Raw genomic sequence first — 18,128 nt, 5'->3', positions numbered from 1 at the left:
TGACCTGCGTGATCACACGGAACACCCGCGTGAGACCGCAACGGGACGTGGCGCAGCTTGGTAGCGCACTTGACTGGGGGTCAAGGGGTCGCAGGTTCAAATCCTGTCGTCCCGACTTTGCGAAGTCACAGGTCAGGGGCCAGTTCAGAGGGCATCTGAACTGGCCCCTGACCTGTCGGAGGGCATGTCCGGCAGCGCCCTGTCGACCGGGACGTCGTTCGTCATGACGTCGGTGCGTGAACCCGGCGGTCTCCCTCCCCGTGGTTCTGCATGAGGGGTCGCGTCCGCTTCCTGGGGGAGTCGTCATGCTTCGGGTGCTGGCCGTCGACGACGAGGAACCGGCACTGGAGGAGCTGCTGTTCCTGCTGCGGGCCGACAGCCGGGTGCGGTTCGCGGAGGGGGTCCTCGAACCGGCCGAGGCGCTGGGCCGGCTGAGGCGGGCCCTGGCCGGCGGACCCGGCGTCGACGTGGTCTTTCTGGACATTCACATGGCAGGGCTGAGCGGGCTGGACCTCGCCCGGCTTCTCGCCGGTCACCCGGCGCCGCCCCGGATCGTCTTCGTCACCGCGCACGAGGACTTCGCCCACCAGGCGTTCGCCCTCCGGGCCGTCGACTACCTGCTGAAACCGCTGCGGCGCGAGCGGCTGGCCGAGGCGGTCCGCCGGGTCGCCGAGCTGGTCGAGGCCGACCGCGCCGCCGACCCGGGGCGGTCGCTCGCCGAGCGCGTCGCGGTGGAGCGCGAGGGGGTGACCCGGTTCGTGGCCGTCGCCGACATCACCCACGCCGAGGCCCAGGGCGACCACGCCCGGCTGTACACCCGCCATGACAGTCACCTGGTGCGGATCCCGTTGTCCACGCTGGAGGAGTCCTGGCGGGGGAAGGGCTTCGTACGGATCCACCGGCGCCACCTCGTGTCCCTCACCTGCATCGACGAACTACGGGTCGACGCGGGGAGCCTGACGGTCGCGGTCGGCGGCGCTGTGCTGGCCGTGAGCCGCAGGAACGCCCGTGAACTGCGGGATCTGATGGTCAGGAAGGCCACGGCGGGTGGCGGCGGCAACGGTCGCTGAGTGCCCTGCGGTTGCCACGGAAGCTGTCCCTCGGGTTTCTTGATGCGTACACTCCACTGCTAAGTGTGATCATCGCGGGCCGGAGGACGCGGTATGAGTGCACCTGGGACTCCTCGACGTGAAGTGGTCACGGGGGCGCCACGGACTCCTCGCGCGGCCCACGGCCCCGCCCGCCCCGCCCCGTCGGCGTACGAGGAGGGCTCCGGCGTCGACTCCGTCGCCCTTCGTTCGCTGATGCATCGTCAGTTCCGGCTCGGTCTGGCGACGTTCGGGCTGCTCGTCGTACTCGTCGGACTGCTGCCCCTCGCCTTCACCGCCCTGCCCGACCCGGCGGTCTGGCCGGGCAGCGCGCTGATCGTCTGGGCCGTCCTCGGTGTCGCCGCCTACCCCGCGCTCGTCGCCCTCGGCCGCTGGTACGTCGTACGCGCCGAACGCAACGAACGGGACACCGCGGACCTCCTCGAAAGGCACGGACGGTGACCGACGAGCAGCCGCCCGGGGCCACCGGGTGAACCAGACGTACGGCATCGTGGCCGTGTCAGCGGCGGTCGTCGTGACCCTGGTCATCGGTTCGACGGGGCTGCGCATCTCCCGGACCACCTCGGACTTCTACGTCGCCTCCCGCACCGTTCCGCCGTACCTCAACGCCATGGCCGTCAGCGGCGAGTACCTGTCGGCGGCCTCGTTCCTCGGCATCGCCGGACTCGTCGCCGCCCAGGGTGTCGAGATGCTCTGGTTCCCCGTCGGCTACGCGGCCGGCTACCTCGTCCTGCTCGCGTTCGTCGCCGCCCCGCTGCGCCGCTCCGGGGCGTACACCCTGCCCGACTTCGCCGAGTCACGGCTGGAGTCCAGGGCCGCCCGGCGCGTCGCCAGCGTGCTCGTCGTCGGCGTGGGCTGGCTCTATCTGCTGCCCCAGCTCCAGGGCGCCGGCCTCACGCTCGGCCTGGTCACCGGCGCACCGCGCTGGCTCGGCGGCGTGCTCGTCGCCGTGGTCGTCACCTTGGCCGTGGCCGCCGGCGGCATGCGCAGCATCACCTTCGTCCAGGCCTTCCAGTACTGCCTGAAGCTGACCGCGCTGCTCGTGCCCGCGATCTTCCTGGCCCTGGCCTGGCACGGCGACCCGAGTCCCGCCGGCGCCCTGGACGAGCCGCCGACCTTCCGCCGGCACACCCAGGTCACCGTCGAGAGCACCGTACGCATCAGGATCGACGAGCCGCTGCGGGCCGTGGCGACCGGCGCCGTGGACGGCAAGGGCTACGCCGACGGCCGCCTGGAACTCGACCCCGGGGTGCACGAGGTCCGGGCCGGGACGACCCTCCGGTTCCCGCCGACGGCCCCGGTGCCCGAGCGCGAGACCGACGACGGCCGGCGCAGCGGCGCCTCCAGCTGGGCGGCGCCCCTGTCGGGCGGCAAGGACGATCACCCGCTGTACACGACGTACGGACTGATCTTCGCGACCTTCCTCGGCACCATGGGCCTGCCCCATGTGCTCGTCCGCTTCTACACCAACCCGGACGGCCGCGCCGCCCGCCGCACCACCGTGATCGTGCTCGCCCTGGTCGGCGCCTTCTACCTGCTCCCACCCCTCTACGGTCTCCTCGGCCGGCTCTACGCCCCCGACCTGCTGCTCACCGGCAACACGGACGCGGCCGTCCTCGTCCTGCCGGAACGTCTCGTCGGCGGGGTCGGCGGCGACCTGCTCGGCGCCCTGATCGCCGCCGGTGCCTGTGCCGCCTTCCTGTCCACCGCCTCCGGGCTCACCCTGTCCGTCGCGGGCGTGCTCAGCCAGGACGTGCTGCCGACGCTCGGCGTCCGCCACTTCCGGCTGGCCACGCTCCTGGCGGTCGCCGTGCCCGTCACGGTGAGCGTGGCCGCCAGCAAGCTCCCCGTCGCCAATGCCGTGGGACTCGCCTTCGCGGTGGCCGCCTCCTCCTTCTGCCCGTTGCTGGTGCTCGGCATCTGGTGGCGCGGGCTCACCGCGCCCGGCGCGACAGCGGGGCTCCTCACCGGCGGGGGCAGCGCCCTCACCGCGGTCGCGCTGACCATCGCCGGCCCCCTGGCCGACGGCTGGACGCACACCCTGCTCGCCTGGCCGGCCGTGTGGACGGTACCGCTCGGCTTCCTCACCATGATCCTCGTCTCCCTGGCCACCCGGGACCGGATCCCGGCCGGCACCGAGGCGGCCATGGCCCGCCTCCACCTGCCCGAACGCCCGGCCGAACGCCCGGCCGGCCGGAGCGCCCCCGTGACGCGCCGAGGAGTGACGACCCCATGACACCGGTCCAGCTGCTCTTCGCCGCGGGCGGCGCCCTGCTCTTCGCCGCGGGCCTCGCCACGGGACGGCTGCTGGCCCGCCGGTCCGCCGAGGACGGGACGGACCTCGGCTCCCCGGTGGAACGCGCCACCTTCCACACCCTGCACACCGCCTCCGTGGCCGCGCCCCCGCTGCGCGCCGGACTCACCGAGGACGCGGCCCGCAAGGCGGTACGGCGGCTCCGGCCGCTGTTCGGCACGGTCGCGCTCGGCCTCACCGCCGAGGACCGGCTGCTGGCCTGGGACGGGCCGGGCCGGCACCACGAGGACGCGGTCCTGGACCGGGTCCGCCAGGTGCTGGACACCGGCCGCACGCAGACCTTCGCCGTCGGCTGCCAGGACCCGGACTGCCCCGTGCGCTGGGGCGCCGCCGCGCCGCTCACCGTCGACCGGGGCGTGCCGGGCGCCCTCGTCGTGCTCGGGGCCAGGGAGTCGGCGTCCGCGGTCCGGGCCACCCGGGAGGTGGCGCGCTGGGTCTCCGTACAGCTCGAACTCGCCGATCTCGACCGGACCCGCACGGGGCTGATCGAGGCGGAGATCCGGGCGCTGCGCGCGCAGATCTCCCCGCACTTCATCTACAACTCCCTGGCGACGATCGCCTCCTTCGTCCGCACCGACCCCGAGCGGGCGCGGGAACTCCTGCTGGAGTTCGCCGACTTCACCCGGTACTCGTTCCGCCGGCACGGCGAGTTCACCACCCTGGCCGAGGAGCTGCGCTCGATCGAGCAGTTCCTGGAGCTGGTCCGCGCCCGGTTCGGGCAGCGGCTGGAGGTGACCCTGCAGATCGCCCCCGAGGTGCTGCCGGTGGCGGTGCCGTTCCTGTGCCTGCAGCCGCTGGTCGAGAACGCGGTCAAGCACGGGCTGGAGGAGAGCGTCGAGCGCAGCCGGATCACCATCAGCGCGCGGGACGAGGGGGCGGTGGCCCGTATCGTCATCGAGGACGACGGGGTCGGTATGGAGCCGGACCGCCTCCGCCGGATCCTGCGCGGCGAGGGCAGTCCCTCGACGGGCATCGGGCTGCGCAACGTGGACGAGCGGATGCGGCAGGTCTACGGCGACGATCACGGTCTGGTGATCGAGACCGGCGTCGGAGCCGGGATGAAGATCACGGCCCGCATCCCCAAGTACCGGCCCGGAGTGCACAGCGCGCCGCCGCGCACGGCGTCCGGGAGGGGATGACGGGCCGCGGGCGGACCGGTCAGGAGGCCGGCAAGGGCAGTGCCGCGAAGGTGTGGTGCCGCCAGAGCCGTCGGGAGGTCTCCTCCGGGTAGGGGGTGACGGACGGCGGGGTGTCGAAGAGGCGGGTGAGGCGCTGCTCGCTGTCGTAGGCGGGCCAGCCGGGGTCGCCGTGGGCGGCGAAGCCCGTCCACGCGGCGCGGACGGCGGCGGACAGCTCCTCCGCGGCGGGGGACGGGCTCTCGCCGATCAGCGCACCCGCCTGGCCGCTGCCCAGGTTGCCGAAGGCGAGGGGTACGTCGAGCCCGTGGCAGGCGCCGAGGACACCGCCCATGCCCGGGGCGTCCCAGGTCAGCTCGTACAGGTGGGCGCGTCCGCCGCCGGCGAGCTGGGCCTCGGCGAGGTGCACGCTCGGCATGCGGAACAGCCAGTCGGAACGGACCCGTTCGTACAGCTCCTCCGGTCCCGCCGTGGGGAACCCGGCGCGGTATCCGTCGGCGCCGTCCGGTCCGGGGCCGAAGTCCCGCAGCGCGGCCGCCGCCCGGTCGTCCGTGACCTGCCCGAGTGTGCCGTCGATCAGCATGAGCAGCCGCTGCTCGTGGCGGGTGTGCCCGACGACCAGCTCGATGTCCCGGCCGGCGCCCTCGGCCAGGGCCTGCCAGGGGGTGACCGGAAGGACGTCACCGTCGACCACGGGCGCGAACGGGATCGCCGCGCGGGCGGGCAGGCCCCAGCGCTCGGCGAAGGAGGCCGACTTCGCGGCGACCGCGTCCCCGGCGGCGGGCAGCCGGTCCGGGGCCACGGTCGCCAGGTCGGCCGCCGTGGGCCGCAGCCCCAGCTCGGCGGCGAAGGCGGTGGCGATGTCGGCGGCCAGCGCGGGTGAGTAGAACGTCCCCGGCACGCTCTGCGCGATGGCCCGGCGGAACAGCCCGGCCGCCCGCTCCATGCCCATCAGCGCGGCGATCGAGCCGGCGCCCGCCGACTGGCCGAAGACCGTCACCCGGTCCGGAGCACCGCCGAAGGCGCGGATGTTGTCCCGCACCCACTCCAGCGCGGCCACCTGGTCGAGCAGGCCCCGGTTGGCGGGTGCCCCTCGAAGCTGCGCGAAGCCCTCGATGCCCACGCGGTAGTTGAACGTCACCACGACGAGCCCGCCGTCCCGGGCGAGGCGGGCCCCGTCGTACTCGGGCTGGCCCGACGTGCCGATGGCGTAGGCGCCGCCCTGGATCCACACCAGCACCGGGAGCCCCGCTCCGGGGTGCGGCTCGGGCGACCAGACGTTGACCGTCAGCCAGTCGGAGGCCGCGCCCCGGGACAGCGCGTCCATGCCGAAGTAGCCGGCCTGCGGGGGCGGCGGACCGTACGCCACCGCCTCCCGTACGCCGTCCCAGCCGCGGGCCGGCCGTGGCGCGGCGAACCGGAGCGCGCCCACCGGCGGTTCGGCGAACGGGATGCCCCGGAAGACGGCCACACCTTTCTCGGCGCTGCCGCGCAGGGCCCCGGCCGCGATGCGGACCTCGGGTTCGGTGGCGGTGGGCTCGGACGCGGCACTCGTCATCACAGTCCCTCTCCCGGGCGGCGACATCCGGGACGCATCATCCCGCCGCGCCCCCGGGGAGGGCCAATGGATTACGGCGCCTCGGTCGCCGGTGTCCGCTGCCGCTGCCGCCGGGCGGCCATCACGGCGTAGACGATGATCCCGACGAACAGGAACAGCACGCCCTGGTACACCGCCGCGTAGCCGGCGCCGGCCATCAGCCAGATGGAGAAGGCGGCGGCCACCGCGGTGATCACGGAGTCCCGGACCAGCCGCCCCCGGTCGACCGCCTCGGGCCGGCCGGCGACGAGGTGGAAGATCTGCGCGGCGGCGGCCAGCAGGTACGGCACGGTCGCGGTGAACGTGGTGACGAGGACCAGGATCTCGAAGACCTTGCCCGAGCCCGAGAGGTAGTTGTAGACGGTGAGCAGCGAGGCGAGGACGACGGTCACGCCGACGCCGACCGTGGGCACGCCCCGCCGCCGGCGCGTGAAGGCGCTCGGGAACAGGCCGTCGCGCGCCGCCGCGTACGGCGTCTGGGCGCTGAGCAGGGTCCAGCCGTTGAGGCAGCCGGTCATCGACACGAGGGCGGCGAGCGCCACCGCCGTACCGCCCCAGCTGCCCCCGAACATCGTGTTCACGGCGTCCGAGAACGGTGCGCCGGAGGTCATCAGACGGTCGTGCGCGACCGTGCCGAACACGGACAGCGTGCCCAGCAGGTACACCAGCGCGGCGCCCGCGGTGCCGATCACGGTGGCGCGCCCCACGTTGCGGCGGGCGTTCTCGACCTCGCCCGCGCTGACGGCGGCGGACTCCACCCCGAGGTAGGAGAAGAGCAGCAGGGCGGCGGAGGCGGACACCGCGCCGACCGCGCTGTGGCCGCTCGCGTTGAACGGTCCGAGCCGGTCGGGGTCGAAGAAGAACAGCCCGCCGACCGCGACGAGCAGCAGCGGCACGAACTTCAGCACCGTGGACACCAGCTGGACGGCGCCCACGTAGCGGGTGCCGGCGAAGTTGGCGAGGGCGGGCAGCCACTGGAGGGCCAGCGCGGCGAGGCAGGCGGTCCAGCGGTGGCCGTTGACCGGGATCAGCACGTCCAGGTAGCCGACGGCGGCGACGGCGAGCGCGGCGTTCGACACCCAGGTGGTGATCCAGTACGACCAGGCCGCCAGGAAGCCGGCGAAGTCGCCGAACGCCTCGCGGGCGTAGACGTAGGGGCCGCCGGTGCGCGGGTCGCGGGCGGCGAGCCGGCCGAAGACCAGGGCGAGCGCGATGGCGCCGACGGTCAGCACGCCGAAGGCGACCAGGCTGACCGTGCCGTAGGGGGCGATGGAGGCGGGGAGCAGGAAGATGCCGCCGCCGATGATGTTGCCCATGACCAGCGCGGTGGCGACGGGCAGGCCGAACCGGCGGGCATGCCTGCCGGTGTCGCCGTGCGGGTCCTCTGGGGGAGCCGTGGGCGTCTCCGCGGGGATCCCCGCGGGGGCCGGAGCCGACTGCGGGACGGTTCCGGTGCTGTGCATGGGTGGTGCGCCTCTCATGGAACTGACGTTCCCGGGATCACCGGGACGGGCCCATGGTCGGGGATGCGTCGATCTGACGCAAAATCGCCGGTTGTTGTCCCGTACGGGCCGTCCGATCGCGCAAAAAGCCCCGTTGCGCGGCCTTCGCACCGCGAGATGTCCGGCCCCCGTTCTCAGTCCGGCGACGCCCACAGGCTGCGCACGTGCCCCAGGTGCCGGGTCATGATCTCGTGCACGGCCTTCGTGTCCCGCTCCAGCAGGGCGTCGAGCAGCTCCAGGTGCTCCTCGGCGGAGGCGAGCAGCCGGCCCGCCTTCACCAGCGCGGTCAGCCCGTAGAGACGAGAGCGTTTCCGCAGGTCGGCAACCACCTCGACCAGGTGGCCGTTGCCCGCCAGGGCGAGCAGACCGAGGTGGAAGCGGGTGTCGGCCTCGACGTAGGCGATCAGGTCGCCCGCCACCGCGGCGGTGACGATCTCCCGGGCCGCCGGCCGCAGCGCCTCCAGCGAGACACGGTCGGCCGTGCGGGCCAGGTCGACCACGGTGGGTATCTCGACGAGCGCCCGGATGTGCGTGTACTCGTCCAGCTGCTTGTCGGAGACGACGGTGACCCGGAAGCCCTTGTTGGGCACGGTGTCGACCAGCCCCTCCTTGGCCAGGTCGAGCATCGCCTCCCGCACCGGCGTCGCCGAGACGCCGAACCGGGCGGCCAGCGAGGGCGCCGAGTACACCTCGCCCGGCCGCAGCTCGCCCGCGATCAGCGCGGCGCGCAGGGCGTCCGCCACCCGCTCGCGGTAGCTGCTGCGCCGGCCGCCCAGCCGGGGGAGCGCGGGCAGGTCCGCGTCCCGCGTGTTCTGTGCCATGTCACGCATCACCGGGGTGAGTCTAGAGGACTCCTAGAGGATGAACCCTTCCGGGAAGGGGTCGGTCGGGTCCAGCAGATACTGTGCGGTCCCCGTGATCCACGCACGGCCGGTGAAGCTGGGCAGCACGGCCGGTACCCCGGCGACCTCCGTCGTCCCGAGCAGCCGCCCGGTGAAGTGGGTGCCGATGAAGGACTCGTTCACGAACTCGGTGTGCAAGGGGAGTTCGCCGCGCGCGTGCAGCTGCGCCATGCGCGCGCACGTCCCGGTGCCGCACGGGGAACGGTCGAACCAGCCCGGGTGGATGACCATCGCGTGGCGGGAGTGCCGGGCGGTGGCGCCGGGCGCGTACAGGTGGACGTGATGGCACCCGCGGATCGACGGATCCTCCGGATGCACCGGCTCGTCCTGCGCGTTGACCGCCCGCATCAGGGTGAGGCCCGCCGCCATGATGTCGTCCTTGCGGGCCCGGTCGAAGGGCAGCCCGAGCGCGTCGAGCGGCAGGATCGCGTAGAAGTTGCCGCCGTAGGCCAGGTCGTAGGTGACGGTACGGCCGTCGGGGAGGGTGACCTCGCGGTCCAGGCCGACGGCGAACGAGGGGACGTTCCGCAGCGTCACGTTCCGGGCGGCCCCGTTCTCCACCGCGACCTCGGCGACCACGACGCCCGCCGGGGTGTCCAGCCGGATGGTGGTGACCGGCTCCACGACCTCCACCATGCCGGTCTCGACCAGTACGGTGGCCACGCCGATCGTGCCGTGGCCGCACATCGGCAGATAGCCGGAGACCTCGATGTAGAGGACGCCCCAGTCGCAGTCGGGGCGGGTCGGCGGCTGCAGGATCGCGCCGCTCATCGAGGAGTGGCCGCGCGGCTCGTTCATCAGCAGCCGCTTGATGTGATCGCGGTGTTCCCGGAAGTGCAGCCGCCGCTCGTTCATCGTCGCGCCGGGGACGGTGCCGATCCCGCCGGTGATCACGCGGGTCGGCATGCCCTCGGTGTGCGAGTCGACGGCGTGCAGGACGAGCTTGCTGCGCATGGTCCGGCCTCCTGGTCAGCTCAGTCCCGCGGCGACGGCCTTCTCGGTGGCCGCCCGGACCGCTGCCTCCTGCTCGGGCGGCAGCGGGACGCGCGGCGGGCGCACCGGGCCGCCGTACCGCCCGACGACGTCCATGGAGAGCTTGATCGCCTGGACGAACTCCACCTTCGAGTCCCAGCGCAGCAGCGGGTGCAGCTGCCGGTACAGGGGGAGCGCGGTGGTGAGGTCTCCGGCCACCGCGGCGCGGTACAGCTGGGCCGAGGCGCGCGGGAGCGCGTTGGGGTAGCCGGCCACCCAGCCCTTGGCGCCGGCCACCGCCAGCTCCAGCAGCACGTCGTCGGCGCCGATCAACAGGTCAAGTTCCGGGGCGAGTTCGGCGATGCGGTAGGCGCGGCGGACGTCCCCGGAGAACTCCTTGACGGCCTGCACCAGCCCCTCGCCGTGCAGCCGGGCGAGGAGTTCGGGCACCAGGTCGACCTTGGTGTCGATCGGGTTGTTGTACGCCACCACCGGCAGGCCCGCCTTCGCGACCTCCGTGTAGTGGGCGACGACGGACCGCTCGTCGGCGCGGTAGGCGTTGGGCGGCAGCAGCATCACCGAGGCGCAGCCGGCCTCGCCCGCCCGCTCGGCCCAGCGGCGGGCCTCGGCGGAGCCGTACGCGGCGACGCCGGGCATCACCCGCTCGCCGCCGATCGCGGCCACGGCGGTCTCCACCACCCGGGCGCGCTCCTCGGGGGTGAGCACCTGGTACTCGCCGAGCGAGCCGTTGGGTACGACGCCGTCACAGCCGTTCGCGACGAGCCAGGAGCAGTGCTCGGCGTAGCGGTCGTGATCGACGGAGAGGTCGTCGCGGAGCGGGAGGGCGGTGGCGACGAGGATGCCGCGCCAGGGGCGGTGGTTCTCCGGGTGACTCATGGTGATCCCTCATTCAATAGGGTGTGACATATTACTGGTGGACCGGCTGGTCCGGGAGGTCGCGGCAGGCGACTCAGTCCGGTTCGGGCAGGTCGGCGAGGACGCCGAGCGGTACCGGCCGGGCGAACGGCCTTCGCCCGGCGGTGAGCGGGCATCCGGCCAGGCCGGCCACCGCGGGCGCGCACATCCGGCCCTGGCACCAGCCCATCCCGGCCCGGGTGAGCAGCTTCACGGTGCGCAGGTCGCCGGCGCCGAGCGCACCGGCGGCCCCGCGCACCTCACCGGCGGTGACCTCCTCGCAGCGGCACACCACCGTGTCGTCCGGGACCCGGTCCGCCCAGCCCGCCGGCGGGGCGTACACCGCGTCGAGAGCCGCGGCGAACTCCCGCAGCCGCGTCCGGGCCCGGGCCGCGGTGGCCCAGCGGCGCGGGTCGGGGACCGTGTCGTGCAGCCGGGCGGCGGCCGAGCGCCCGGCGATGTGCCCCTCGGCGAGCGCGAGCGCCGCACCGCCGACGCCGGTGGCCTCCCCGGCGGCCCAGACGCCGGGCACGTCGGTGCGCTGCTCGTCGTCGACCCGTACGGCGGTGCCGGACAGGGTGCAGCCGAGGGTCTCGGCGAGGTCGGTGTGCGGCAGCATGCCGTGGCCCACGGCCAGGGTGTCGCAGCCGATGCGGCGGGCGCTGCCGGGCCGGACGTCTCCGTCCGGGTCCAGCGCGGCCACCGTCACCGCCTCCAGCCGGTCGGTGCCGTGCGCCGCCACGACGGTGTGCCGGGCCAGGGTGCGCACCCCGTGGCGCAGCAGCCGGGTCGCGTACCCGGTGCCCTCGGCGAGTTTGCCGGGCTGTGCGGCCAGGGCGGGCGCCCGGCGCAGCAGCGCGGCGGGACCGGCGGACTCGACCAGGGCGGCGACGCGGGCGCCGGCCGCGGCGAGCCCGGTGGCCACCGGCAGCAGCAGCGGGCCGGTGCCGGCCACCACGGCCGTCCGGCCCGGCAGCACCAGACCGCCCTTGAGCATGGCCTGCGCGCCGCCCGCCGTGACGACCCCGGGCAGCGTCCAGCCCGGGAACGGCAGCACTCGCTCGTACCCGCCGGTGGCGAGCAGCACGGCGTCGGCGCGGACGGTGACGCCCTCCTCCTGCGCGGGGCCGAGCAGCGCGTGCACGCCGAACGTCCCCGAGCCGGAATCCCGCTCCACGGTCCACACATGATGATCCGTCAGGTGGGTGATCCGGCCGGCCGTGCGATGCCGGTCGAGTGCCGCCCGCAGCCGTTCCCAGGTGCGCCACTGGTGGTGCAGGGCCTGCGGCCGGCGGGCGCCCAGGGCGGCGGCGGGCTGCCGGTAGAACTGGCCGCCCGCCTGGTCGGCCGCGTCGACGAGGGTCACCTGAACGCCTCGTGCGGCTGCCGCCAGGGCCGCGGCGAGGCCGGCCGGGCCCGCGCCGACGACGGCGAGACGGGGTCGCTCAGTCATCGTCCCGGCCCGTCCCCTCCTGTGTGCGGATCACGTCTCCCGGGCGTACCGGCACCAGGCAAGCCCGTTGGTTCGGGCGGTCGTTGACGGTCACCAGGCAGTCGAAGCACACCCCGATCCCGCAGAACACCCCGCGGGGCCGGCCGGTGCCCCGGGTGCCGCGCCAGGCCGGCACGCCCGCCGCCCACAGCGCCGCCGCGACCGTCTGGCCCGGCAGCGCCGCCAGCGGCCGGCCGTCGAAGGTGACGGTGAACGCCTCGCCCGGCCGGGCCCGGGTCAGCTCCAGTGGATTCACGGCGCGCCGCCTCCCTCGGTGTCGAACCGCTCCGGCCGGAACGGCGTGAGATCCAGCTCCGGCGCCTTGCCGGTGAGCGTCTGCGCGATCAACCGGCCGGTGCCGGGGGCGAGTCCGATGCCGGCACCCTCGTGTCCGCAGGCGTGGAGGAGTCCGGGCGCCCGTGGGTCGGGGCCGATCGCCGGCAGGTGGTCGGGCAGGTACGGCCGGAAGCCCGCGTACGTCCGCAGCGCCCGGACCCGCTCCAGGAACGGGAACAGCCCGATCGCCCCGACGGCGAGCGCCCGTACCGCGGGCAGCGACAGCGTACGGTCGAAGCCCACCCGTTCCCGGGTGGCGCCGATCAGCACCGGTCCCGCGGCCGTGCCCTCCACGACCGGCGAGGTCCGCAGGGCGGCCGAGTCGCTCGCCACGTCGGCCACGTAGTCCGCGGCGTACACCTTGTGCCGGACCATCCGTGGCAGCGGCTCGGTGACCAGCACGAAGCCGCGCCGGGGGAGGACCGGCAGCCGTACGCCGGCGAGCGCCGCGAGGTCGCCGCCCCAGGTGCCGGCCGCGTTCACCACCGCCGGCGCGTGGATGTCGCCCCGGTCGGTGCGGACGCCGTGCACCGTGCCGTCCGCCGTGCGCAGCACCCCGGTCACGGTCCGGCCGGTGTGCACGGCGGCACCGGAGGCGCGGAGCAGGTGGGCGGCGGCGAGCGCGGGCATGACCTGGGCGTCCTGCGGATAGTGCACCCCGCCCGCCATGCCGGGCGCCAAGTGGGGTTCCAGCTCGGGGAGTCGGTCCCCGTCGACCGGTACGGCCGTGACGCCGGCGGTGCGCTGGGCCGCGGCGAAGTCCCGCAGCGCGGCCAGGGTGCCGGGCGTCGAGGCGACCACGAGGCCGCCCTTGGGCTCGTACTCGATCGCGGTGCCCAGGTCCTCGGCCAGTTCGGCCCACAACCGGGCCGACAGCAGGGCGAGTTCGAGCTCCGGGCCCGGTTCCTTGTCGGAGACGAGCAGGTTGCCCTCGCCCGCGCCGGTGGTGCCGCCGGCCACCGGACCCCGGTCCACCACCCGCACGTCGAGGCCGGCGCGTGCCGCGTACAGCGCACACGCCGCGCCCACCATCCCGGCCCCGACGACCACGACATCGCAGGTCAGTCGCTTCGTCACACCAGTACTATGTCACATGTTGCTCTCGCTGAGGAGACCCCGATTCCCAGGCGTGGACGCCCCCTTGACGTCGTACGGAGCCCGGCCGACACTCCAGGGAGAGAATCCTAGTGATCTGGTAGGGAATCATGGCGCGCCTCGAAACGGGCACCGGCCGCACGGACCGGACGTCGCCCGGCGCACCCCTGCTCACCTCGCGGCGCCACATCGACCTGCAGCGCGTCTGCAGCGCGATCAGCCACCACCGCTGAGCCGGGCCCCCTCGCCCCCACCGACCGGCCACCCGCACGCCGGTACGCCCTTCCGCACACCCACGCCCCGGGGAGACGCATGTCCATCACTCCGCTCGCCGCCGTCCCGTCCCGCCGCGCCACCCCCGTCTTCCGGGGCCGGATCGGCCGGGACGCGCGCAGCGGCGGCCACTACGCCGTGCCGCACCGCTACCGGCTCCACCTGTCCACCGCCTGTCCCGAGGGACTGCGCCTCGCCATCGGCCACAGCCTGCTCGGCCTGGACACCAGCTGTCCCGTCACCCTGCTGCCCGCAGTCCCGGACTGCCCCGGCGGCGGCCACGCGGCGCTGCGCCCGCTGTACGAGGCGAGCGCCCACCACTACACCGGCCCGGCGCTCGCGCCCGTCCTCAGCGACGACTGGTCCGGACGCATCGTCAGCACCCACGCGCCCGACATCCTGCGCGACCTGGACCGGTTCCGGCACGACGGCCGGCCCTGCCTGTACCCCACCGGCCAGGAGTCCGTGATCGAGGCCGTCGAGCGGATGTGCGCCGAGGACATCGAGGAGGCCGCGCAGCGCGCCGGGCGGGCCGGCGCCGACCCCGCCGAGCGGGCCGCCGCCCTCGACGCGCTGCTGGACGCCCTGGACCGTCTCGATCGGCGGCTGAGCGGCGAGGAGTACCTCGTCGACGACCGGCTCACCGCCGCCGACATCGAGCTGTGGGTCTCCCTGGTGCAGCTCGACACCGTCCACCGCTGCCATCTCGACGCCTCCGCCGTGCACCGCATCGCCGGCCACCGCGCCCTGTGGGCCTACGCCCGCCGGCTGGCCGCCCACCCCGCCTTCGGCCGCCGGCTCGACCTCGACGGCATCGCCCGCCGGCACCACGGCCGCTGCCAGGGACTCGAGGCCGCCGGAGCCGCCGTCCAGATCCTGGACTGGGCCGCCCACGCGACGGAGACACCGGACGCTTCTCGCAGGTGAGAGCGGGCCATCGACGTCCACTGGGCGGACAGCCGTTGACATTCGAACGGTCAACTGCCTTACTTACGGCTCAGAACGGTCATGAGCGTCAGCGCCAAGCCCTGGCTCGCTGACCGGCAACCCTCGCAGCGCGGTGGGGTGCCCCAGGTGACGACCGGACCGGACGACATATTCGGTAAGCGCGAGGCCCTCCGGGGCCGGAAAACCTGACAGGTGACGCCATGTACGCAGCTCCCAGGACGGCCGCGAGCCGCCCCCAGGGCTGCGTACGGTCGTACGCCGGTCTCCTCGTCGCCGACCGCGCCGTCGATCTGCTCCGCGTGAACAGCGCACTGTGTACCGCACCGGGCTCCGCCCGCTGTCGGGGCTGACCTCTTCCCCCAGCCCCCGCGTTCCCGCCGCACACCGTCCGTCCGGTGTGCCGTTGTCCGCCCAGCCCCCGGTTCCGCGCGTGCCCGTGCGCCACCTCGTGCCCCCGTGCCGTCGTGGCCCGCCCGCCCGTCCGCGGCCCCGAGGTGTCGAATCCGCCGGAGCCCCTCATGAGTGAACCCCCTGGCGCCGCCGTCTCCCTCGCCGAGGCGCCGACCGCCACCGACACCCCGTCAGAACCCGTAGTGGTCCAGCGGGTCCGGCCGCTGCGCCGGCCCGGCCGGTGGATCGTCACCGCCGTCGTCCTCGTGCTCGTCGCGCAGATCCTGCACGGACTGGTCACGAACCCCTTCTACCAGTGGGACCGCTTCCGCTACTGGTTCCTGCGCCCGACCGTCCTCGACGGCCTCCTCGTCACCCTCGAAGTCGCCGCGTTCAGCGCCGTGCTGGGGCTCCTCGGCGGCATCCTGCTGGCGCTCGGCCGGCTCTCCGGGAGCCCGGTGCTGCGCGCGGTCAGCTGGACGTACACCTGGCTGTTCCGCTCCGTACCGCTGATCGTGGTGCTGATCTTCCTGTACAACTTCAGTGCCCTGTACAAGACCCTGAGTCTCGGGGTGCCGTTCGGCCCGGCCTTCGTCACCTTCGACGAGTCGAAGCTGGCCACCGACATGACGATCGCCGTCATCGGCCTCAGCCTCAACGAGGCGGCGTACGCGGCCGAGGTGGTCCGCGGCGGGATCCTCTCCGTCGACCAGGGGCAGCACGAGGCCGCCGCCGCGCTCGGCCTGCCCCGGGGCCGCCAGTTCCGCCGGATCGTGTTCCCGCAGGCCCTCAGGTCCATCACCCCGAACTACGTCAACCAGCTGATCGGCCTGGTCAAGAGCACGTCCCTGGTGTTCTACGTGTCCCTGCTCGACCTGTTCGGCGCGGTGCAGTCGATGGGCAACACCTACCCCGGCGACGTCGTACCGCTGCTCATGGTCGCCACCGTCTGGTACCTGATCCTGACCAGCGCCGTCTCCGTCGTCCAGTTCTACGTCGAGCGGTACTACGCCCGCGGCGCCACGCGCACCCTGCCGCCTACACCGTGGCAGAGGGCCCGGAACGCCAAGTTCCGCTGACTTTCCACCTGTTCACTCACCCGCACCACACCTCCCACACCTCCCACACCTCCCGCACCTCCCGCACCTTCCGCACCTTCCGAACGACAAGGACAGCCATGCCCAGCCAGTTCTCCCGACGCAGCCTGACACGCGGCCTCACCGCGGCGACCGTGACCCTCTCCCTCGCCGGCGGGCTCGCCGCCTGCGGCGGAGACAGCGACGCCGCCACCACCACGGCACCGGCCGGCACGGTGACCGTGGGGCAGCTCTCCAACGGAGCCGCCAAGGAGACCGAGCTGAAGGTCTCCGAAGTGAAGTCGATCAGCGCCGAACTGCCCGCCTCCGTCCGCAGGAGCGGCAAGCTCGTCATCGGCGTCGGGGCGCTGCCCTCGGGATCCGCGCCGCTGAACTTCGTCGGCAGCGACCAGAAGACCCTCACCGGCTCCGAGCCCGACCTCGGCCGGCTCGTCGCCGCGGTGCTCGGCCTCAAGCCCGAGATCAGGAACTCGACCTGGGAGAACCTCTTCGTCGGCATCGACAGCGGCAAGGTCGACGTGGCCTTCTCCAACGTCACCGACACCGAGGAACGCAAGAAGAAGTACGAGTTCGCGTCCTACCGCAAGGACAACCTGGCCTTCGAGGTGCCGAAGAAGAGCACCTGGAACTTCGACGGCGACTACGAGAACCTCGCCGGCAAGACGGTCACCGTGGGCTCCGGCACCAACCAGGAGAAGATCCTCCTGGAGTGGAAGGCCAAGCTGGCCAAGGAGGGCAAGAAGCTCACCGTCAAGTACTTCCCGGACCAGAACGCCATCAACCTGGCGCTGAGCAGCGGCAAGGTCGACGCCTACTTCGGCCCCAACCCCGCCGTCGCCTACCGCGCCCGGCAGACCGCGAACACGCCGAACCCGACCCGCAACGCGGGCACCTTCTCCGGCGCCGGCGAGACGCTCCAGGGCCTCATCGCCGCCACCGCCAAGAAGGACAGCGGGCTCGCCGAGCCGCTCGCCGACGCCCTCAACTACCTGATCGAGCACGGGCAGTACGGCAAGTGGCTGGCGGCCTACAACCTCTCCAACGAGTCCGTGGCGAAGTCGGAGGTCAACCCGCCCGGGCTGCCGCTGGACAACTCCTGATGGACCGTCCTGCGATCTGCCGAGGCGGATCCCTGTCCCTGCCCGACGCCCCCGAACTCGACAACGCCGTCTGGGCCGCGCTGGACGGCCCGCACGCTCACCTGGCCGAGCGGTTCGGCAGGGCGGCCCGCTACCGGCCGGGGACCTACGCCTTCGCGGCGCTCGCCGACCCGGCGGACCCGGCGGCCTGGGCCGACCTGCACACGCTCGTCGGACCGGGAACCGCCGTACGGGTCAAGCCCGTCGAGCAGGTCCCCGACGGGTGGGGGCTCCTGGGGGGCGGCGAGGGCGTCCAGCTGGTCGACACCGCGCTGCGGGCCGAACCGGCTCCGGAAGCCGTACGCCTGGGACCCGGTGACGTCCCCGAGATGCTCGACCTGGTCGCCCGCACCCGGCCCGGCCCGTTCCTTGAGCGGACCGTCGAGATGGGCACCTACCTCGGTATCCGGCACCGGGGCAGGCTCGTCGCGATGGCGGGGGAGAGGCTGCGGCTGCCCGGCTGGACCGAGATCAGCGCCGTGTGCACCGACCCCGCCCATCGCGGCCGGGGGCTCGCGACCCGGCTGGTGCGCGCGGTCGCGGCGGGCATCCGGGACCGCGGGGACACCCCGTTCCTGCACGCCGCCGCGGACAACGCGTCCGCGATCCGGCTGTACGAGGCGATCGGCTTCACCCCGCGCCGCCGCAACCGCGTCATGCAGCTGCGCAGCCCGGGAACAACCGACGCCGGCCGGGCGTTGAGTGTCATGACGAGATCCGCCAGGCGGACGCCGATCCGGCCCGCCGAGCCCGACGGAGGGAGGTGACGGCCGTGACCCGAGTGCCCTCGCCGGTACGCCCGGCGCGCCTGCCGCACCCGTACCGCTCCGTCCGTCTGCACTCCCGGCCGCACATAGACCTCCAGCGCGTGTCCGCCGCGCTCTGTCGCCACTGAACTTCCCCCGGCCCCC

At 73.7% G+C, this 18,128-nt stretch carries 18 protein-coding genes, 1 tRNA gene and 1 riboswitch; of the genes, 11 read left to right on the top strand and 8 right to left on the bottom strand.

What is annotated here, in order from left to right:
- Nucleotides 1-41: 41 nt before the first annotated feature.
- From ABZ937_RS34860 to ABZ937_RS34840, 5 genes are all read left to right on the top strand, one after another.
- Nucleotides 42-115, top strand: a tRNA-Pro gene (locus tag ABZ937_RS34860).
- Nucleotides 116-305: 190 nt separating this feature from the next.
- Nucleotides 306-1,070, top strand: coding sequence for a LytTR family DNA-binding domain-containing protein (locus ABZ937_RS34855; protein WP_361697890.1), 765 nt, complete (start codon nucleotides 306-308; stop codon nucleotides 1,068-1,070).
- Between the two features lie 234 nt (nucleotides 1,071-1,304).
- Entirely contained in the window at nucleotides 1,305-1,550 is a 246-nt protein-coding gene (locus ABZ937_RS34850; protein ID WP_361697887.1) for a hypothetical protein, read from the top strand.
- A gap of 28 nt (nucleotides 1,551-1,578) precedes the next feature.
- Nucleotides 1,579-3,345 (top strand): cation acetate symporter, encoded by a 1,767-nt coding sequence (locus ABZ937_RS34845; RefSeq protein WP_361697885.1) that lies wholly within the window; start codon nucleotides 1,579-1,581, stop codon nucleotides 3,343-3,345.
- Nucleotides 3,342-4,562 (top strand): histidine kinase, encoded by a 1,221-nt coding sequence (locus ABZ937_RS34840; protein ID WP_361697884.1) that lies wholly within the window; start codon nucleotides 3,342-3,344, stop codon nucleotides 4,560-4,562. The genes ABZ937_RS34845 and ABZ937_RS34840 overlap by 4 nt, the downstream gene beginning before the upstream one ends.
- Nucleotides 4,563-4,581: 19 nt before the next feature.
- Here ABZ937_RS34840 and ABZ937_RS34835 read toward each other — a convergent pair whose 3' ends face one another.
- The 8 genes from ABZ937_RS34835 to ABZ937_RS34800 form a co-directional block, all read right to left on the bottom strand.
- Nucleotides 4,582-6,117 carry a carboxylesterase family protein gene (locus ABZ937_RS34835; RefSeq protein ID WP_361697882.1) on the bottom strand — a complete coding sequence of 512 codons (1,536 nt, stop codon included), beginning with the start codon at nucleotides 6,115-6,117 and terminating at the stop codon, nucleotides 4,582-4,584.
- A gap of 71 nt (nucleotides 6,118-6,188) precedes the next feature.
- Nucleotides 6,189-7,619, bottom strand: coding sequence for an amino acid permease (locus ABZ937_RS34830; RefSeq protein WP_361697880.1), 1,431 nt, complete (start codon nucleotides 7,617-7,619; stop codon nucleotides 6,189-6,191).
- A gap of 173 nt (nucleotides 7,620-7,792) precedes the next feature.
- Complete coding sequence (locus ABZ937_RS34825) at nucleotides 7,793-8,479, bottom strand: GntR family transcriptional regulator (protein WP_361697878.1); 687 nt, start codon at nucleotides 8,477-8,479, stop codon at nucleotides 7,793-7,795.
- A 33-nt stretch (nucleotides 8,480-8,512) separates the two neighbouring features.
- A complete protein-coding gene (locus ABZ937_RS34820) occupies nucleotides 8,513-9,514 on the bottom strand; it encodes a proline racemase family protein (protein ID WP_361697876.1) in 1,002 nt (333 codons plus the stop codon).
- A gap of 15 nt (nucleotides 9,515-9,529) precedes the next feature.
- Complete coding sequence (locus ABZ937_RS34815) at nucleotides 9,530-10,429, bottom strand: dihydrodipicolinate synthase family protein (protein WP_361697874.1); 900 nt, start codon at nucleotides 10,427-10,429, stop codon at nucleotides 9,530-9,532.
- A gap of 73 nt (nucleotides 10,430-10,502) precedes the next feature.
- On the bottom strand, nucleotides 10,503-11,900 hold the full coding sequence (locus tag ABZ937_RS34810) for an FAD-dependent oxidoreductase (RefSeq protein ID WP_361697872.1): 1,398 nt from the start codon (nucleotides 11,898-11,900) through the stop codon (nucleotides 10,503-10,505).
- Nucleotides 11,893-12,195 carry a (2Fe-2S)-binding protein gene (locus tag ABZ937_RS34805; RefSeq protein ID WP_361697870.1) on the bottom strand — a complete coding sequence of 101 codons (303 nt, stop codon included), beginning with the start codon at nucleotides 12,193-12,195 and terminating at the stop codon, nucleotides 11,893-11,895. Before ABZ937_RS34805 ends, ABZ937_RS34810 begins: the two co-directional genes overlap by 8 nt.
- Entirely contained in the window at nucleotides 12,192-13,352 is a 1,161-nt protein-coding gene (locus ABZ937_RS34800) for an FAD-binding oxidoreductase (protein ID WP_361697868.1), read from the bottom strand. The genes ABZ937_RS34805 and ABZ937_RS34800 overlap by 4 nt, the downstream gene beginning before the upstream one ends.
- Before the next feature lie 128 nt (nucleotides 13,353-13,480).
- Between ABZ937_RS34800 and ABZ937_RS34795 the strand changes: the two genes are divergently transcribed.
- From ABZ937_RS34795 to ABZ937_RS34770, 6 genes are all read left to right on the top strand, one after another.
- Nucleotides 13,481-13,603: a putative leader peptide gene (locus ABZ937_RS34795; protein WP_361697867.1), complete on the top strand. Its 123-nt coding sequence runs from the start codon at nucleotides 13,481-13,483 to the stop codon at nucleotides 13,601-13,603.
- A gap of 79 nt (nucleotides 13,604-13,682) precedes the next feature.
- Entirely contained in the window at nucleotides 13,683-14,570 is an 888-nt protein-coding gene (locus ABZ937_RS34790) for a glutathione S-transferase C-terminal domain-containing protein (protein ID WP_361697865.1), read from the top strand.
- Nucleotides 14,571-14,647: 77 nt separating this feature from the next.
- A riboswitch (SAM riboswitch) is annotated at nucleotides 14,648-14,758 on the top strand.
- 351 nt (nucleotides 14,759-15,109) lie between these two features.
- Nucleotides 15,110-16,060 (top strand): amino acid ABC transporter permease, encoded by a 951-nt coding sequence (locus ABZ937_RS34785; RefSeq protein ID WP_361697863.1) that lies wholly within the window; start codon nucleotides 15,110-15,112, stop codon nucleotides 16,058-16,060.
- Nucleotides 16,061-16,158: 98 nt separating this feature from the next.
- Nucleotides 16,159-17,178 carry an ABC transporter substrate-binding protein gene (locus ABZ937_RS34780; RefSeq protein ID WP_361697861.1) on the top strand — a complete coding sequence of 340 codons (1,020 nt, stop codon included), beginning with the start codon at nucleotides 16,159-16,161 and terminating at the stop codon, nucleotides 17,176-17,178.
- Entirely contained in the window at nucleotides 17,178-17,984 is an 807-nt protein-coding gene (locus ABZ937_RS34775; protein WP_361697859.1) for a GNAT family N-acetyltransferase, read from the top strand. Before ABZ937_RS34780 ends, ABZ937_RS34775 begins: the two co-directional genes overlap by 1 nt.
- Nucleotides 17,981-18,112, top strand: a complete 132-nt coding sequence (locus ABZ937_RS34770; protein ID WP_361697857.1) for a putative leader peptide — start codon at nucleotides 17,981-17,983, stop codon at nucleotides 18,110-18,112. The genes ABZ937_RS34775 and ABZ937_RS34770 overlap by 4 nt, the downstream gene beginning before the upstream one ends.
- Nucleotides 18,113-18,128 lie beyond the last annotated feature (16 nt).

This window comes from Streptomyces sp. NPDC046727, assembly GCF_040645635.1.
Taxonomy (GTDB): domain Bacteria; phylum Actinomycetota; class Actinomycetes; order Streptomycetales; family Streptomycetaceae; genus Streptomyces.
This window is presented reverse-complemented; position numbering and strand designations above follow the sequence as displayed.

Excerpts from the sequence above, each read along its gene's own strand:
- ABZ937_RS34835 (WP_361697882.1), bottom strand. The coding sequence starts at position 6,117 with ATGACGAGTGCCGCGTCCGAGCCCACCGCCACCGAACCCGAGGTCCGC.
- ABZ937_RS34795 (WP_361697867.1), top strand. The coding sequence starts at position 13,481 with ATGGCGCGCCTCGAAACGGGCACCGGCCGCACGGACCGGACGTCGCCC.
- ABZ937_RS34790 (WP_361697865.1), top strand. The coding sequence starts at position 13,683 with ATGTCCATCACTCCGCTCGCCGCCGTCCCGTCCCGCCGCGCCACCCCC.
- ABZ937_RS34855 (WP_361697890.1), top strand. The coding sequence starts at position 306 with ATGCTTCGGGTGCTGGCCGTCGACGACGAGGAACCGGCACTGGAGGAG.
- ABZ937_RS34785 (WP_361697863.1), top strand. The coding sequence starts at position 15,110 with ATGAGTGAACCCCCTGGCGCCGCCGTCTCCCTCGCCGAGGCGCCGACC.
- ABZ937_RS34820 (WP_361697876.1), bottom strand. The coding sequence starts at position 9,514 with ATGCGCAGCAAGCTCGTCCTGCACGCCGTCGACTCGCACACCGAGGGC.
- ABZ937_RS34810 (WP_361697872.1), bottom strand. The coding sequence starts at position 11,900 with ATGACTGAGCGACCCCGTCTCGCCGTCGTCGGCGCGGGCCCGGCCGGC.
- ABZ937_RS34850 (WP_361697887.1), top strand. The coding sequence starts at position 1,305 with ATGCATCGTCAGTTCCGGCTCGGTCTGGCGACGTTCGGGCTGCTCGTC.
- ABZ937_RS34840 (WP_361697884.1), top strand. The coding sequence starts at position 3,342 with ATGACACCGGTCCAGCTGCTCTTCGCCGCGGGCGGCGCCCTGCTCTTC.
- ABZ937_RS34815 (WP_361697874.1), bottom strand. The coding sequence starts at position 10,429 with ATGAGTCACCCGGAGAACCACCGCCCCTGGCGCGGCATCCTCGTCGCC.
- ABZ937_RS34830 (WP_361697880.1), bottom strand. The coding sequence starts at position 7,619 with ATGCACAGCACCGGAACCGTCCCGCAGTCGGCTCCGGCCCCCGCGGGG.
- ABZ937_RS34780 (WP_361697861.1), top strand. The coding sequence starts at position 16,159 with ATGCCCAGCCAGTTCTCCCGACGCAGCCTGACACGCGGCCTCACCGCG.
- ABZ937_RS34825 (WP_361697878.1), bottom strand. The coding sequence starts at position 8,479 with ATGGCACAGAACACGCGGGACGCGGACCTGCCCGCGCTCCCCCGGCTG.
- ABZ937_RS34775 (WP_361697859.1), top strand. The coding sequence starts at position 17,178 with ATGGACCGTCCTGCGATCTGCCGAGGCGGATCCCTGTCCCTGCCCGAC.